We start from the raw sequence: 15,886 nt of genomic DNA on the forward strand, positions 1-15,886 counted from the left end.
CGAGCGCTTTGATGTGGTCAGGGCGGAAACCTGACCAGTGCTCACTGCCGGCAACCACGACCGGCGCTTGCAGGTAGCCCAGGCTCATCACGTAGTCGCGGGCGGCGTCGTCGGTGCTGATGTCGACCACCTGGTAGTCGAGGCCCTGCTTGTCGAGGGCTTTGTAGGTGGCGTGGCACTGCACGCACGCGGGCTTGGTGTAGACGGTGATCGTGGTGGTCTCGCTCATGGTGGGGGATCCCTTCTCTGGTGTCGTCGCGTGGGGTGTACTCTCGTCATCGATTGTACCTCGTATTACGTTGTAGCGCAACGGATTTGCGCACTTCAGAGCATGTTCTGAGGGTGTCTGGTGGTGGTGCTTTTCCTGATATTCGCCGTCACCTAATCGGAGCGGCTACGCCGCGCTGTGACGCCCTTCGGGCGCAGTTGGGCGCCATGAGAATTCGGCAATGCAGGCAAATCCCGGGGTGACGTTTTGTGTCGGCTATTCACTGAGCGCCGTTGGCACGGTGCCCGTTTCGGCTGTGGTGTGGGATCGGGGAGGGAAGAGGGCTGCATCTGGGGGGTCTGCCGCTCTTCCCTCCCAACCCCTGAGGGGTGGCAGGTCAGGCGGTGGTTGTTTCGGGGGTGTCGCTCGGCGTGCGGTGGCCTTGGATCTCGGCGTAGGGCACGGTGTGGCGGATCAGGCGGCCGCCGAAGGGTGCTGGCGTGTGCACGCTGACGGTCTTCTTGTTCACGCGGAGCACGGGCACCCAGCCGTGATGGCGGAGTTTGACCAGGTCGCCGGCGGTGATGGTGTCGGGGCTGTAGTCGCCGGCCTGTCCGTCGGCGATCTGGGCGGCGCGGATGGTGTGCCAGTAGGTGATCTGATCGGCACGCTCGGCCATGCGGGCGATGATGCGTTCACGGTGGTCGCCGGTCGCGGCCGTGGTGGTCTCGACGTGTTTGACGCCTCGGCTGTCGGTGAACAGGGTTCGGGTGTGTCCGTCGAGGGCGCGTTGATCGGCGCGCTGCTCAGCTTCGAGTTTGCCGATCCGGTTTGCGACGGTCACCGGGTTGTAGCGGTGCTCGGTGGTGTGCGCTGCGGCTGCGGCTTTGTTCGTGGCGTGGGTGCTGGCCTGCTCGGCGGCCACAGCTTTGCCGAGTGCGGTGTGAGCGCGGTCGATCGCGCGACGGTGCCGACGCTCGCTGTGATGTCCCACTTTCACCGGCTCGCCTCCTGGGGGGAGCGCGGCGGCGGCCTGCTGTTCGGCGGTCCATGCGGCTTCGGCGTCGGCGGCGCGACGCTGCGCCTTGTTCTCGAGGGCGGCGACGCGGGCGGCTTGTCGGGCGGCGCGGTCGGCTTCGGCCTGGGCCGGGTCGCGGTGGGCGCGGTCGATGTCGAGGGTGACGGTGTGGCCGGCGTTCTCGAGGGCGCGGGCTGCGCGGAGGATCTTCGGTTCGTTGGGTTGGCGGTCGCGGCTGGATGCGATGCCCATCATGGCGAGGCTGCGGAACCAGCGAAAACCGTTCGCGCGCAGTATCTCGTAGGTGCCGTCTCCTCGGATCATGCCGTCGGCGAGGGTGCCGTCGGCGGCCGTGTGGCTGATGGTGATTGCGGTCATGGGTGTGCCCTTTCAGGTTCGGGTGTGGGGTGGTTACTGGGTGTGGTTGGGGCGGTGGCGGTCGATGTCGGGCCAGCGGCCGGGTAGTAGTCCCTCGGTGATGTCGCCGGGTTGGCTGGCGAGAGTCGCGGCGGTGGCGAAGATGGCCCAGAGTTGCGGGCCGGGGTGGCGGTGCTCGGCGATTTCGTGGGCGATGACGGCCTGCTGCCAGCTCATCCAGGCGTTGGGGGAACCGTGCAGGTCCGGGGTGAGGTAGGGGTTGCTGACGGCGGCGGCTCGACGTGCGGCGGCGCATGCTGCGGGGTAGGTCGCGATGATGGTGCGTTCGCGGCGTGGGTGGTGCTGGGTGAGGGTGTTGAGGGTCCAGGCGAGTAGGTCGACGTCGAGCAGCATTCGGTGGCCGTAGCGGCGGCGGGTGTCGGCGGCGAGGTTCGCGGCGGTCCAGAGGATGCCGGCGCGGGTAGCGGCGTAGTCGGCGGGTACGGCGGCCGGGCTGTAGGCGCCGGTGCTGGTGGTCAAGGTTGGGGTCATCGTGGGTGTTCCGTTTCTGGTGTGGTGATCGGTTGCGGCTCGGGGCTTTCGGGTGCCGGCCGAGCCGCAACCGACGTGGTGGGGTGTTCAGATGGGGAAGTCGTGGACTTTCACCTGTCGGGGTGCCTCGAGGTCGGCGATCTCGGGCAGGGTGGCGGTGCGGTGTCCGGCGGCGGTGCGGCCGGTGAGGGTGAAACCGTGCACGCCGGGGGTGACGGGGGCGAGGTACCAGCTGGTGCCGGTGGGCATGCCGGGGAACGCGGGCACGTATTCGGTGCGGCTGACGCCGGTGTTCGGGTTGGTGGTGGTCACTTCGGTTGCCCAGGTGACCGAGACGAGCGCGAACAGCGGTGCGTCGTGGTCGGTGGCTGCTTCGGCGTTGCCGGTGGTGAGTGGTTCGACGGCGGTTCCGGCGGCGGGGTGGCCGGGGAAGGAGTCGACGCGGCCGATGATGCGGGCGGTGGTGCCGTCGCTGAGGGTCACGGCGATGGTGGTTAGGGCTGCTCGGCTGGTGGTCATCGTTGATGCTCCTTCGGGTTCGGGTGGTCAGTGGGTGTGGAAGTCGCGGCGGGCGGCGGCGCGGTCCTGGCGGTTGGCCTGGCGCTTGGCGGCGCGAATGGTGTGGGGGTTCTGGTGTGCGCGCGATGCGCGGGTGAACACGTCGCGCTGGGTGCCGTTGCGGGTCTGGCGGGCCATCGGGGTTCCCTTCTGCGGGCGGCTGGTTTGTTTGACACCTGCCATCTCGTTGCCGGCGGGAGGCCGGTGCAAGGGTGTTCACAGCGACAAAAGTTGCCCGGGCCGCAGGCCTGGAACCCGTAGGGCGGGAAAGTTTTTCGCGGCCCTTGTCGCCGCGCCGACCAGAGGTAAGAGACTGGGAGGGGGCAACAAACCCCCGTCGTGTGCGGCGCACGCCGCACACAGATCGAGTCCGGCCGCCAGGCCGGTCGATGTGGCAGTGCCGGGCGATGAGCTCGGCCAACAGGGCTGTTCGGCGTAGCCGATCCGCTGCGCCGGCCGCTACCGTGACGGGTATGTCTGCTGTGGAACGTGCTCTGGTGGAGCTGTGGGTGCCGTTGCCCTCTGAGGTGCAGGCGGTTGTCGAGGGTCGGCCCCGCGACCTCGCCCCGGCGGTGGACCTCTGGTGGCGTGACGCGATGCCGCCGGGGGTGGAGGCTCAGATCCTCTGACCTGAGCCTCCCGTCACCGGTTAGGCGAAGTCCTCGGGGGTGGGGAAGTGGCCACCAAACAGCTCGTCGACCGTGCCGGCGTCGGGGATCACGTCGCGCAGCTTGCCGGGGGTGACGCCTGCGCGTAGTGCGTTGTCGAGCAGCTGCGCGAGGCTCGGCAGCCCTCCGGTGGTCTCGGTGATGTGGTCGAAGATGATTCCGGTCATGGCGCCGTTGCCGCTGAGGTAGTGGCAGGTGGCGGCCAAAGTGAGCACGTTCGCCCGGTCGCGGCCGCGCAGGGGCCGGGACAGTTCGGTGAACACTGCGGCAGCGGTGCGCGGGTTATAGGCGGCGGTACGCAGCAACGCATCCCGGTAGACGAGGTGCTTTCGAATCATGACGGCGACCTGGGCAGACAGTTCGCTCGGGACCTCGGTGGGCCAGTGCACCATTGCCGAAACGATGGCTTTGGCCGCGAGCTCGGGGTGCAGCTCGATTCCGAGTGCGACACAGGCTTTCGACCGCGCGTGGGATCGGTTCATCCCCTTCCTGGCATTCCCGCCAGAACTGCGCAAAGTGACGGCGCAGCCGTCAGTCCCACTGCTGCACAGCCAAACAGCCAGCAAGACGGCTCGACGCAACCACACCGGACGTAACCCCGCAGTCGGGGATCTCAATGCGCGAATGCAAACTGACATGCGGAGCGCGGCGAGGCTGCCGGTGCGCTGGTGTAGCGACTCAGCTGGCGGCCGCTGCTATCCCAGCATGAACACGATGACCACGTGCAGCAATTCAAGGTCATCGGCCGCGTACCGCGCGGCAGCTTTGGCGCGCTGGGGAGCGTGATATGTCTTGCGTCGTCACGGCGCTGTCGATGATCGTGGGGCACTTGTCCTTGGCTTCATCGACAGGCGGTGTTGTCGTGCGACCATTGGTAATGGCTGCACTCGTCTAGCCATGCTCTTAGCCGACCCTGGATACGATCTCAGCCGAACTGGATACGACGAGTTTGCCCTAGTCCCAGAAACTTTGACGCGGTCTAGACATCACCTTCCCTTGGCAACGATCAACTCGTCCAGACATGCCTGGCATCCTGTCCAGCAGGAACCCTTCGTGCCATCAGCTCGGCACTCACCCGGAATGGGAAGACACGGCACTCGCAATCTCTCTCCAGGTCTATGGGCCGATGCGGCGTCAGTCTGTCCGCGTGAAGTTGGTGAAGAAGTCATCGATTGTTGATACGTCGGCATACCGTCGGAAATGAGCGACGTCGACCTTGACGAAGACACCGCTAGAGGTGAAATACGTTTGAGCATCTAACGATCCAGCGGCCGCGATGTGCAGTAGACGATCCGACTCGTGGTCAATCCAGGCAGTGAGGCGCATGGGAGTGTGGAGAGGGACCGGCCGGCGATATTCGACGGTCAGAGTGCGGGTCACCGCGGGGGTCCGCGCGATCCACAGGGTGAAACCCATGATGTCGTCGCAGGCGGCCGAGATCGCGCCACCGTGTGCCAACCCTGGCGCGCCGACGTGTTTCTCGTCGAAGGTGTGATCGGCGTACACCCGCTCGCCGCTCCGGTAGACCTCAAGTTGAAGTCCGTGGGGGTTGTCGCTTCCGCAGCCCATGCACTGGGACGAGTGCGCCGGCAGTCTTGCTTCGGAGGTCATCTCTGATCGTTGTCCTTGTCTGAGCCCGCTACCTACGCAGCAGGGTGTGGGATCGATGAGGTGTGGGGAACCGGCCCCAAACACGGCTGCCCATGGACACTATAGGTAATACCGCTAGTACCTGATACTGTCCATTACGCACACTCGCATGAGTGGCATAGACCACACGCCTAGGGGGAGGAGATAGCCATCACCAGTAGAGCTGGCGCCAACCACATCCTGGACGGCGCTGCCACTTTTGGTAACACAGTCGGCTTGGCTGGCCAGGCCCTGCGGTGGGTAGCGGTAGACATTGCTACGGGACGGTTTCCGTTTCGCGAAGCCGTATCGCAGACTTGGTTCGTTATTGTCGTGACGACTCTGCCCGCGATTCTGGTAGCTGTGCCATTCGGTGTCATCGTGTCGGTACAAGTGGGAAGCCTCACTCAGCAAGTTGGGGCCACGTCAATTGCTGGCGCCGCTGGGGGCCTCGGGATCATTCAACAGGGAGCGCCCATCGTTACCGCCCTTCTACTCGGGGGCGCGGCCGGATCAGCGATTGCCTCTGATTTGGGCGCTCGAACGATTCGCGAAGAAATTGCCGCCATGGAGACACTCGGACTCAACCCCACCAGGCGCGTCGTAGCACCTCGGTTCGTATCTGTGTTGATCACTGCGCCGATGCTCTGCATGCTGATCGTCTTCACCGGGCTGCTGGCGGGCTACGCCATCAGCGTCGATGTCCAAGGCATCACACCCGGCAGCTATGTCGCATCGTTCGCGTCGTTCGCATCGGTAACCGACATCGTTGTCGCTCTATGCAAATCGCTTGTGTTCGGACTTGTCGTGGTGACGATTGCTTGTCACCGCGGGCTGTCGACGAAGGGCGGCCCTAAAGGCGTCGCAACCTCGGTCAATGCCACCGTAGTGCTGGGTGTCGTCGCGTGCTTCGTGATCAATGTCTTTATCACGCAACTAACAACCATGTTCGTCCCCCAAACCATTGGATGAGAAACGCCTCGTGACCACCGTTCCCTCCCGGAGGTTCTCCGCCGCCACCCGGCCGGTCGGTGCCGTGATCGCGCCCGTTGCACAAGTACCTGAACGTTTGGGGCACGTCGCGACCTTTGTGATCGCCGCGGTCCTCGGCATCCGCCATGTCATCACCACATACCGGCGCCAAACCCTGCTCTACATACAAGAATTCGCCTGGGGTAGAGGTGCAGTCTTGGTCGGTGGTGGAACGGCCATCGTCCTCGCCATCCTCGGCATCGCCGTCGGCGCCTCAATCGGTATCCAGGGTTACGCCTCGCTGGACCTCGTAGGGATGGGTTCACTGACTGGATTCATCTCTTCCTACGCTAACACCCGAGAGCTTGCGCCAATGATCGCTGCGATCGGGTTCGCAGCACAAGCCGGCTGCCGGTTGACAGCTGAGATAGGCTCGATGCGCATTTCCGAGGAGATCGACGCTCTCGAGGCTATGGCGGTACGTCCCATTCCCTTCGTCGTCAGCACTCGCGTAGTGGCGTCGATCACGACCGTGATTCCTTTGTACATCATCGCGCTTATTCTCGGATTCGCGGCCGCTAAGCTCGTCGTCACACAGGTACACGGCCAATCCGGCGGCACTTATGATTTCTATTTCGACCAGTTCCTCAAACCTCAGGACCTTATCTTCTCGCTCATCAAAGTTCTTGTATTTGTCGTTTCCGTAGTGATTATCCATAGCTATCAGGGCTACTTCGCCACAGGCGGAGCTGAGGGGGTAGGCCGGGCGTCCGGCCGAGCGATCCGCACGAGCCTCATCGTCATCGTCGTGGAGGACATGATTCTGACACTTCTGATGTGGGGATTCGATTCCGGCGTACGGATTTCTGGGTAGGGGGGTTCAGTGGCTGTCTTTCATGATCCGTCCGGGCGCGAACCATCGCACGGGAACCTGGTCCTTCGGGGGGTCGCCCTCTTAATCCTCGGCGCGATAGCTGCCTACTTACTGATAAGTGACGCTAACGGTGACTTCAGCGATCACACGTCGTTGACCATCAACACCGACGCGATAGGCGACGGGTTGAAGGGGGGATCGGAGGTGAAGTACCTTGGGTTCACCGTGGGCGAGGTCTCGAGCATCTCGGTTCGAGACCGTGGCGCGACGGTCAAAATCAACTTCACCGGTTCCGGCAACGACCTAGATCTCCGGCAGGGCATGACGGTGAATTACACTTCGGCAAACGCACTGGGACCGACGGCACTGGAAATCGTAGATCCTGGACACGGACCGCCCATCGGTTCCGGCGAGAGTGTCTACGTAAGCAGGTTGCAATCTGAACAGACCTCGGTGTCAACACTTGTTCGCAAGATCTCCACGCTGGTCGAGGCACTGGACCAGCCCTCGTTTGAAGCGGTGTTGAGGTTCATCGTCGAGGACTCGCAGGCAATTGCTGATAGCGGAAAACTCGTATTCCAGATCGCGAAGCTCACGCGGGATGTCCAGAAACGGCCGGTCGGGGAGGACCTAGAAATTGCAGCCAATCTGTCCACCGGAGTGGCCGACTTCATGACGCCGTTCGTCCCTGGCGTCTTGAAGAACGTCGATATCGCTGACTTTTTCGCCACTCAACAAAACATCGATCGCACGAAAAGCAATCTCGGCGACACGGGAAAGGTTCTGTTCGGTGCACTCGGCGGACTGCTCGACAAGAATTACCCGGCCCTGAGTGCGCTGTTAGACGTCGGCCTTGACCTAGCGCGGCCCGTCGCCAGATCCGCCTCGGGGCTCGTTCGCACGGTGTACACGATCCCGCAGATCCTCGACGGCATCGATAAAGCCTTGCCGAAATTCGGCGACCGAGTCCAGCTCCAGCTAGCACTGGTGGTTCAGACCTCACCTGCTCTACAAAACGCATTGAGAATGGGGGGGCCCACGGGATGACTCTGAGGTCTCTGACACCCACAATCATTAAGATCACCGCGTTTACCGCTGTCATCGGCGTCCTTACATATGTCATCATCGCCATTCTGCAGCCGACCAACGAAGGATCCTCGAGTTCGCAGCGTTCCGCGGTTTTTGCCGACGCTTCCGGACTCAAGCCCCGCGACGGGGTACGACTCGCTGGAGTGAAGGTGGGATATGTAACGGCTGTCGACCTGAAGGGATCAACAGCGATCGTCCATTTCCAACTTGACGACGGCGTCTCGATTACCCCCGCGACGACTGCCGCCGTCCGTTACCAAAACCTGCTGGGACAACGGTATGTGGAGCTCATCAATGCCGGACAAGGCGCCGACCAGGACTCGATCACACAGGTGGCACTTGACAAGACCGTCCCGTCCTTCGACGTATCGACACTATTCAACAGTTTCAAACCAGTATTCGATACATTGAATACAGCCGAGATCAATGAGCTTCAGTCGAACCTGCTACGGGTCGCCCAGGGGGACGGTCGAGGTATCGCACCAGTCATGAAGCAAGTCGCGAACATCACCAATTACGGGAACCAGCGTTCAGAGATCATCACCAACATTGTGACGAGCCTGGGACAGGTGTCTGATCAGTTGATGGGGCGCTCCGCCGAACTGGTCGAGCTGATAGACAAATTGGGGTCAATCGTCGATGCGTTCAGCCGCGTGAGCGATCGCCTGAGGGCCTCGCTGCGGGAGGTCAACCGTTCGATGGCGAAGACTGTGCTCTCCGGTGAGCAGATCGAGTCGACCTACGACACCAGCTTCGCGGCCATTTATCAGAGATTGGTGCGGGAGCCAGGGGATACAGAAAGCTTACTGAACGGTGCCGTTCTCCTGAAGCCACTCCTGGACGCCCTGGAAGCTACATCCAAAGCGACACCTTCGTCCTCGGCGGCAGGGTGCGCCCGAGGAGTGCTCGACCTACCGAGAACAGCGCAGATCGCCCTGATGGGTCAACGACTGGTGGTGTGCCAGTGACCCGCTTCTTCGATAACCGTCCGCATCACCGCCCGCAGCGTCGGCGCGACCTCATCCTGGCGGGAGTCGTTACGATGGTCACGGTGGCCGGCCTCGTCGTGGCGGGTGCTGTGTACATTTCACCGCCCGGACAAACTATCTACAGTGCCAAGTTAGTCAATACCGGCGGATTGGAAGCCGGCGACCAGGTACGTATCGCAGGGATCAGGAAAGGCAAGGTCGCGTCAGTCGACCTGACCGGAACGTTCATCACCGTGCGATTCCGGCTGGATGACTCGATTGCCGTTCGGTCGGACGCGACGGCGAACGTCCGTCTCATCACCCCTATCGGTGGACGTGTATTGGACCTCGACCCAGGTTCAGGCCCGCCGGCCCTCGACGGTGCAATCCCACTGGAGCAGACAAGCAGCACCTACGACATTTCCAGCACGCTTGAGACAACCACACCGGTGTTCCGTGACGTGCGTGGTGTTGATCTACGGCGCACAGCGGCGCTGCTACAGAATGCTTTCTCCGACGGAAACACCAATATCCCTGATGCCCTGCAAAACGCGAGCAGCCTGATGGACCTACTGCAACGTCAGTACGCACAACTCGACAAGACGATGACGTTGTCCGATGAGTACGTCGCCGCCCTCGCAAACCGCAAGCAGGTACTCGTGGACTTCCTCCGCCAGCTCAGCTTCCTCGCCCGCACCCTTGGACCAGACATCGCCAACGTCCAGAGCGGATTCGATTATCTGCGCCGTCTTTTCAAGCTACTGACCCGACCGCTTGTCGCGTACCGCGACGGAATAGAACCATCGGTACAACAGTTCAAGAACCTTCTAAACAAGGTGTCGGCCCAGATGCCCGCCTACGCAAACGCGCTGACCCAGGTCGATCAGATCACCAGACGACTGAGCATTCTTCTCGACGCTCCAGAGGTCGGTCCAGCGAGTCCTGAACCGACTGTCCGCATCTGCATCCCGAGTGGTGATCAAAAATGCTGACAGAGCGGATGCGTCAGCATCTGATCCCGATCGCCACCATCGTCACACTGGCAGTAGTGATCGCGGCCGTAGGAATCAACTATGCGACAGCCGACGACGACACGCGGCCACTATGTGCGGAGTTTTCCGACGCATCAGGTCTGTACGAAGGCAACTCCGTCGCGATGCTCGGCAAGAAGGTGGGCAGGGTCGTAGGCATTCACGAGGAGGGCCAGAGGGGCGTGCGTGTCGACATGCGGATCGACAAGACCGTGCCGCTTCCCGCGGATGTGGGGGCCACCCTAGTGTCCACCTCGATTGTCACCGAAAGACAAATCGAGTTCACCCATCCCTATCGCGGCGGAGAGCATTACGAGTCGGCTAAGTGCATACCACTGAACAAAACCAGGACTCCACTGGGGATTAGTCAAACGCTCGACGCGATCAGCACTCTCTCTGATGAACTCGTCAAGGACGGCGGGCGTAACACCGATGCGATTCTCCAAGCGCTCACGCTCGTCTCCAAGAACATGGAGGGAACCCAGGGCGATATCTCTGGCATTCTCAAGGACTCGGCCACGCTGATCAACGATCCGACCCGGCGTGATGGTCAGATACGCAGAATTGTAGCCAACCTCGCGACCTTAACCGGTGTTGCCACCGAGAACAGTGCTGAGGTGACCCAGCTGTTCGACAACTTCGTCGGCGCAATCGAGGTGATTGTTGCTTTCGGCCAAACATTCGGCGCCGCAACAGAGTACGCAGGTACCTTCGTCCCCATCCTGTCGCGATTGGCGTCCGACTTCGGTCCACCGATCTTCGCAATTGGTGATGCTGCGGTCCCTCTCCTCGCGCAAGTAGGCAAGCAAGAGAACATCCTGGCGACCGTCGCCGCTCGAACGGCTGACCTCATCGTCAAGCATCCGGATGCGAAGTCGATCCTGCGGGCATTCGCCGTGTCTGTCCCACTGCAGACCTTAAAAACGGCGTGTACCTCTCCCGCCGTCAACGGCGTCTGCAGGACGGGTAACGAAGTGGCGATGATCGCTAACTTGATCGGAGGGCAATCTAAATGATGACCTACGGCTACCTTCGTCGTGTCACGGCCGCGATCGTGACGCTGTTCGCAGCGACCATCGCCCTCGCCGCCTGCAGCATCAACGCCGACAACCCGCCGACCATCGGCGGATCATCCGCCCGAGACGGCTACGACATCGAGATCGAGTTCACGAGTGCTCTGAACTTGCCTGCCCGTGCCAAAGTCCTCTCTCGAGGGATTGACGTCGGTGCCGTCACCAGCGTCACGTACGACGGAGGCCACGCGCTGGTTGCCGCCCGAATTGATAAAGACGCCCAACTGCCGGAAGATTCGCGCGCGGAACTCCGCCAAGACACTCTCCTGGGCGAGATTTATGTGGCCATCCTTCCCCCCGCACAGCAGTCCACCCAAGCCTTGCTGCACGCGGGATCGGTAATACCTCTCTCACGCACCGAACCGGCTGCCAACGTCGAGGACGTGATGCGGGGGATGGCTAATGTACTGGGCGGGGGTGAACTCGATAAAATCCATACCGCGATATCGACACTGAACTCGACCTTTCCGAGTGACCCCGCCCAATTCGATACGCTTTACCGCACGACGTTGCGCACCGTGTCTGAGGTGTCCGCCAACACCGACAAACTCGACGTAGTCCTGCAGTCGGCCGATCGCACACTGAAAGTGATCCTGGCCGACCCGTCAGGTACTGACCGAATGTTGACCAAGGGGGGAGTGAACTTCTATGGTCTGGGCTATTCGCTAATTGACGTCGCGCTACTTATCGCCAACCTGCGCGACTTCGCAGTATCTGCCGGCCGTATCGTCGACCCTGAGTATTCCCGCATCAAGGAAACGGTAGGAGCGATCGCGCCGGTAATCGCGTCCATCGCGTACTCGGACATCTACTCCAAGGATGTTTCCGACAAGGCGACGCGTGTAATACGCGAGAAGCTCATCCCATTCGTCAGCTCGCCAGATATCAACGTTTCCGACGTGTCTATCGACGGCCAAGATCTAGCCCGACGTGATGCCGGGTCGTTCATTAACGTATTGCGAGCGATCGGAATGATGCCATGATCCGCAGCACCGTCGTATCCCTGGTTGCCCTTGTCGTCGTCTTCCTCGTCGGAGCAACATACCTGACCATCGACGTGGCACGAATAAACCCGTTCCGCTCCGACTACACGATCTCGGCCATACTCAAGAGCTCGGGCGGCCTGCTCGACACATCGCCGGTGATGCTAGAGGGGGTGCCGGCGGGCAAGGTGACATCTATTCGCGTCACAGATAATCAGCTCGCCGTCGACATGTCCATCGACTCCGGCTACAAGATCCCTCGCGGCAGTGTCATGACGATCCAGAACCTCTCGGTCGCGGGAGAGCAATACATCAACTTCATCCCACCGGATACCACCACCAGTGAGTACTTGCGTAGTGGGGACCTAGTGCCCGCCAGCGCCATCCACGTGTCGCAATCCGTTCCCCAGGTGCTCCCGAAAATGTCGGCAGTGGCCGACGCGCTCGATCCAGCATCGATTCAGACCATCAACGAAACGATCTCCGCGGCAGTCGACGGCCGGCAAAAGGACCTCGACACGATCGGAGACATGATTCACCGCCTCGTGGACTTCGTCGGTGACGACGGTGCGGTCCGTACCACCGCGGACAATGCCGAGTTCCTCCTGGGCCTCATGTCGAACGTGGGCGGTGTGCTCAGTACCGCGTCGGTCCGGACCCCGGATGCCGTCGACGGTTTGGCGAGAATCCAACGTGCGTTCATCGTTTTCACCTCTACGTCCTACGACAAATGGCCACCAATCCTGAAGCTAGTGGAAAAGCTCAGCGGTTACATCCAAATACTTCAGCCCGACATTGTCGCCATCACCCGCGCGGTCAAACCGGCGACGGCGAAAGTCGCAGACAAATACGTCGACTTCGGATCGATCGGTGATCTCCTGGCGCGAACATTCCCCGCGTCCCATCGGGGACAGGCGCAAATCCCGATCGCCGTCACGCCATCACCCCGCTGACACCGATGTCTCCCCCTACTCCAGCATTTACAGAAGGCAGCAAATGACCGCACACGACAACGGATCAGAATCCGAGGACAGCGGCACTGAAAATGAGCTGACTACGGCTTCCGATAAGGCAGACCGCGGCGACGCCACTAGTGCCACAGAACCTGCGACGTCACAGGATGTTTCCGCCTCGCACGACGACGCAAGCCCCACGACATCCGAGGCCGCGCAGCGCTGGGGATCAGCACGCCTCCAGGTGGTGGCCGTCGGCGCTCTAGTGGCGGTACTCGCGGTGCTGGCCGGACTCTTTGCCTACCTCTACATTGACATGAGGGAAGCAAAGACGTCCGTGGAGGACGCCGCCACACAACGAGCGCAGGCAGCGCAGGCAGCATCGGACTACACCACAAAGTCGCTCACCTACAGCTACCAAAACACCGGCGCATTCTTTACCGAAGTGAAAGAGAATGCCAGCGATGCGTTGGTCAAGCGATACGACGATGTCGAACCCACCCTGACCCAAATCATGAAACAGGCCAAGGTCCAAGCGTCGGGACGCGTACTGGCGACCAGTGTCACCGGCAGCGCCAGCGAGAACCGGGGGGAATACACGGTGCTGGTCTTCGCCACCCAGAAGACCCAGAATGTTCAGAACCCTCACTCGAGCGAACTCCCCACACTGTTGAAAGTAGTCGTGCTGAAGACCGAGAACGGCTGGCAGATCCAGGATTACGGACCTGCCGAATGATCCAGCGTCCGCCGCGAAAGGAGAATTTGATGAAAAGCACCATGCAGGAGGTGCCGATGACAGTGTCATCGATACTGCGTCACGTCGCAACCAATCATACTGATAGGCAGGTGATTACTTATTCCGCGAGCGACTCTGCCCGGTACGCAACCTACGGCGATCTCGAAGAGCGATGCGCACGTCTGGCGAATGCTCTGCGCCGGGTCGGCGTGGTCGGCGACGACCGCGTGGCAACCATGCTGTGGAACAACCAGGAGCACCTCGAAGCGTACGCTGCGGTACCCGCGATGGGCGCGGTGCTGCATACGCTGAACATCCGGTTGTCACCGGCTCAGCTGCAGTTCATCGCGAACCACGCCGAAGACAAGGTCATCATTGTGGACGGGTCGCTGGTGCCGTTGTTGGCGGCGGTCTTACCGGGCTTGGCGACGGTTCGGGTTGTGTTCGTTACCGGCGACGGCGACACCTCCCCGCTCGACGGCCACGGCGTGACCGTGATGCGATACCATGACGCGCTCGCAGCGGAATCCCCAGTGTTCTCTTGGGTCGATCCCGACGAGCGGTCGGCTGCGGGTATGTGTTACACGAGCGGCACTACAGGCGATCCCAAGGGGGTCGTCTACAGTCATCGCTCGGTGTTTCTGCACTCCATTGCAGCGTGTACTGGTAACGCTCTGGCGATCGCAGAAGCCGATCGTGTACTTCCCGTCGTGCCGATGTTTCATGCCAGCGCCTGGGGTCTGCCCTACGCGTCGCTGATGGCCGGCGCGGACTTGCTCATGCCTGATCGATACCTTCAAGCGGCGCCGCTCGCCGACTTGATCCAACAGCATCGCCCCACGAAGGCAGGAGCAGTACCGACAATCTGGAACGATCTTCTTCAGTACGGTATCGCGAATCCGGGTGTCGACTTGTCATCAATCGACCTTGTCGCCTGTGGTGGAGCTCCCGTGCCGCAGTCGTTGATCGAAGGGTTTGCGGACCGCTTCGGCGTACAGATTATCCAGGCGTGGGGTATGACTGAGACGTCCCCGCTTGCAGCGGTAGGTCGGCCTCCCGCCGGGATCAGCCCCACAAAGGAATTGTCTTACCGCAAGCGACAGGGACGGGCAATTTGCGGGGTGGAGATGCGCCTCATCGACGAGGACGGTCTGCCTGTTCCCCGTGACGACAAGTCCGTCGGTGAACTCGAAGTGCGGGGTCCGTGGGTCACAGGCAGCTACTACCGGCTCGAGGACGCCGAGAGGTTTCGGGATGGCTGGTTGCGGACCGGAGACGTGGGACACATCAGCCCGGACGGGTACCTGACGCTGACTGATCGATCCAAGGACGTCATCAAGTCAGGGGGCGAATGGATCTCGTCTGTGGAGCTCGAGAACTGGATCATGTCGCACCCAGATGTCGCTGAGGCCGCGGTTGTCGCGATGCCCGACCCCAGATGGCAGGAAACAGCTCTCGCCGTGGTGGTTCCGGCTCCGGGTCGCAAGGTGTCGGCTGACACGCTCCACAAGTGGTGCTTAGAAACTTGCCCGGAAGAAATCCCGCACTGGTGGATCCCGAAGAACTGGACGTTCGTGGAGCAGGTGCCGCGTACGAGCGTGGGCAAGTTCGACAAGAAGATGTTACGCGCACAACATGAGCAGGGCGAGCTGCTCGTTGTATCGAAGAACTAGCGACGCACAGGCTTGGCTTCACGTCACACTGGCTGAGATAGGACACCGCCGAGATAGGGCGCAGATGTGCCCACCGACGCCGTTAGCGTTCGGTGGGCACTCATTCTTTTGACAAGCTCTTTTGGAGCGATGCGTCTGCCGATGGACACCTCCTTGATGGCACAGCACCGTCGCTCGCACCAGCGTTAAGCTGGGCAAGTCGTCGCGTTGTCCCCACACAACTGCATGGTCGCCGCCCGCAGGGCCGCCGAATCCAGGATGCGCAACAGCACTTGACGGCGCTCATCGAAATTCCCCAGTGATGCTCACTTAAATTCCCCACCCGTGTGGCTCCGCCAGCGAGGGCGGGCCTCCCGAGATGCTGATGGTCTCTGACCACGCATCAGCTCCAGGGAGGCCCGCTTTCTCATGTTGACATGGGAGGACGATGTGGAAGTACACGCACTACGCAAACGGGGGTGGTCGATCTCGGCGATCGCCCGCCATACCGGACATGACCGCAAGACGATCCGGGCGTATCTGACCGGGGCGCGCTCACCGGGGC

18 protein-coding genes and 1 pseudogene are annotated in these 15,886 nt (G+C 61.6%); 12 read left to right on the top strand and 7 right to left on the bottom strand.

The window, feature by feature from the left end; all coding sequences use genetic code 11:
* The 5 genes from nrdH to M1L58_RS22580 all read right to left on the bottom strand — a co-directional run.
* On the bottom strand, positions 1–229 hold a 229-nt coding region (gene nrdH, locus M1L58_RS22560), incomplete at its 3' end, for a glutaredoxin-like protein NrdH (RefSeq protein ID WP_248660557.1).
* Positions 230–605: 376 nt separating this feature from the next.
* A complete protein-coding gene (locus tag M1L58_RS22565) occupies positions 606–1,604 on the bottom strand; it encodes a DUF3560 domain-containing protein (protein ID WP_127963136.1) in 999 nt (332 codons plus the stop codon).
* 33 nt (positions 1,605–1,637) lie between these two features.
* Positions 1,638–2,135 carry a hypothetical protein gene (locus tag M1L58_RS22570; RefSeq protein WP_248660558.1) on the bottom strand — a complete coding sequence of 166 codons (498 nt, stop codon included), beginning with the start codon at positions 2,133–2,135 and terminating at the stop codon, positions 1,638–1,640.
* A gap of 87 nt (positions 2,136–2,222) precedes the next feature.
* Positions 2,223–2,654, bottom strand: coding sequence for a hypothetical protein (locus M1L58_RS22575; RefSeq protein ID WP_127963138.1), 432 nt, complete (start codon positions 2,652–2,654; stop codon positions 2,223–2,225).
* Between the two features lie 27 nt (positions 2,655–2,681).
* Complete coding sequence (locus M1L58_RS22580) at positions 2,682–2,876, bottom strand: hypothetical protein (protein WP_154884443.1); 195 nt, start codon at positions 2,874–2,876, stop codon at positions 2,682–2,684.
* Between the two features lie 290 nt (positions 2,877–3,166).
* Between M1L58_RS22580 and M1L58_RS22585 the strand changes: the two genes are divergently transcribed.
* Positions 3,167–3,322, top strand: a complete 156-nt coding sequence (locus M1L58_RS22585) for a hypothetical protein (RefSeq protein WP_164905327.1) — start codon at positions 3,167–3,169, stop codon at positions 3,320–3,322.
* A gap of 20 nt (positions 3,323–3,342) precedes the next feature.
* Here the strand turns inward: M1L58_RS22585 and M1L58_RS22590 are convergent, their stop codons facing one another.
* Together M1L58_RS22590 and M1L58_RS22595 are read right to left on the bottom strand one after the other, a co-directional pair.
* A complete protein-coding gene (locus M1L58_RS22590) occupies positions 3,343–3,753 on the bottom strand; it encodes a DUF4192 family protein (RefSeq protein ID WP_227026549.1) in 411 nt (136 codons plus the stop codon).
* 742 nt (positions 3,754–4,495) lie between these two features.
* On the bottom strand, positions 4,496–4,972 hold the full coding sequence (locus M1L58_RS22595; RefSeq protein ID WP_006902447.1) for a PaaI family thioesterase: 477 nt from the start codon (positions 4,970–4,972) through the stop codon (positions 4,496–4,498).
* Positions 4,973–5,227: 255 nt separating this feature from the next.
* Between M1L58_RS22595 and M1L58_RS22600 the strand changes: the two genes are divergently transcribed.
* The 11 genes and pseudogenes from M1L58_RS22600 to M1L58_RS22650 all read left to right on the top strand — a co-directional run.
* A complete protein-coding gene (locus M1L58_RS22600) occupies positions 5,228–5,962 on the top strand; it encodes an MlaE family ABC transporter permease (protein ID WP_005194985.1) in 735 nt (244 codons plus the stop codon).
* Positions 5,963–5,972: 10 nt separating this feature from the next.
* Positions 5,973–6,836: an ABC transporter permease gene (locus M1L58_RS22605; RefSeq protein WP_006369623.1), complete on the top strand. Its 864-nt coding sequence runs from the start codon at positions 5,973–5,975 to the stop codon at positions 6,834–6,836.
* A 9-nt stretch (positions 6,837–6,845) separates the two neighbouring features.
* Positions 6,846–7,883 (top strand): MlaD family protein, encoded by a 1,038-nt coding sequence (locus M1L58_RS22610; protein ID WP_127963141.1) that lies wholly within the window; start codon positions 6,846–6,848, stop codon positions 7,881–7,883.
* Positions 7,880–8,893 (top strand): MlaD family protein, encoded by a 1,014-nt coding sequence (locus M1L58_RS22615; protein WP_127963142.1) that lies wholly within the window; start codon positions 7,880–7,882, stop codon positions 8,891–8,893. Before M1L58_RS22610 ends, M1L58_RS22615 begins: the two co-directional genes overlap by 4 nt.
* The gene (locus tag M1L58_RS22620; protein WP_127963143.1) at positions 8,890–9,885 is read left to right on the top strand and encodes an MlaD family protein; all 996 of its coding nucleotides are present in this window, start codon (positions 8,890–8,892) and stop codon (positions 9,883–9,885) included. Before M1L58_RS22615 ends, M1L58_RS22620 begins: the two co-directional genes overlap by 4 nt.
* Complete coding sequence (locus tag M1L58_RS22625; RefSeq protein ID WP_127963144.1) at positions 9,879–10,940, top strand: MlaD family protein; 1,062 nt, start codon at positions 9,879–9,881, stop codon at positions 10,938–10,940. Before M1L58_RS22620 ends, M1L58_RS22625 begins: the two co-directional genes overlap by 7 nt.
* Entirely contained in the window at positions 10,937–11,980 is a 1,044-nt protein-coding gene (locus tag M1L58_RS22630; protein ID WP_006902456.1) for an MlaD family protein, read from the top strand. Before M1L58_RS22625 ends, M1L58_RS22630 begins: the two co-directional genes overlap by 4 nt.
* Positions 11,977–12,933 carry an MlaD family protein gene (locus tag M1L58_RS22635; protein ID WP_154884445.1) on the top strand — a complete coding sequence of 319 codons (957 nt, stop codon included), beginning with the start codon at positions 11,977–11,979 and terminating at the stop codon, positions 12,931–12,933. Before M1L58_RS22630 ends, M1L58_RS22635 begins: the two co-directional genes overlap by 4 nt.
* A gap of 43 nt (positions 12,934–12,976) precedes the next feature.
* Entirely contained in the window at positions 12,977–13,669 is a 693-nt protein-coding gene (locus tag M1L58_RS22640) for a hypothetical protein (RefSeq protein WP_154884446.1), read from the top strand.
* A 29-nt stretch (positions 13,670–13,698) separates the two neighbouring features.
* Positions 13,699–15,342 (top strand): long-chain fatty acid--CoA ligase, encoded by a 1,644-nt coding sequence (locus tag M1L58_RS22645; RefSeq protein ID WP_248660559.1) that lies wholly within the window; start codon positions 13,699–13,701, stop codon positions 15,340–15,342.
* A 408-nt stretch (positions 15,343–15,750) separates the two neighbouring features.
* Positions 15,751–15,886: pseudogene (locus tag M1L58_RS22650) on the top strand (IS21 family transposase); the annotation flags it as partial.

Origin of the sequence: Gordonia sp. C13, assembly GCF_023218005.1 — a bacterium.
GTDB lineage: Bacteria > Actinomycetota > Actinomycetes > Mycobacteriales > Mycobacteriaceae > Gordonia > Gordonia namibiensis.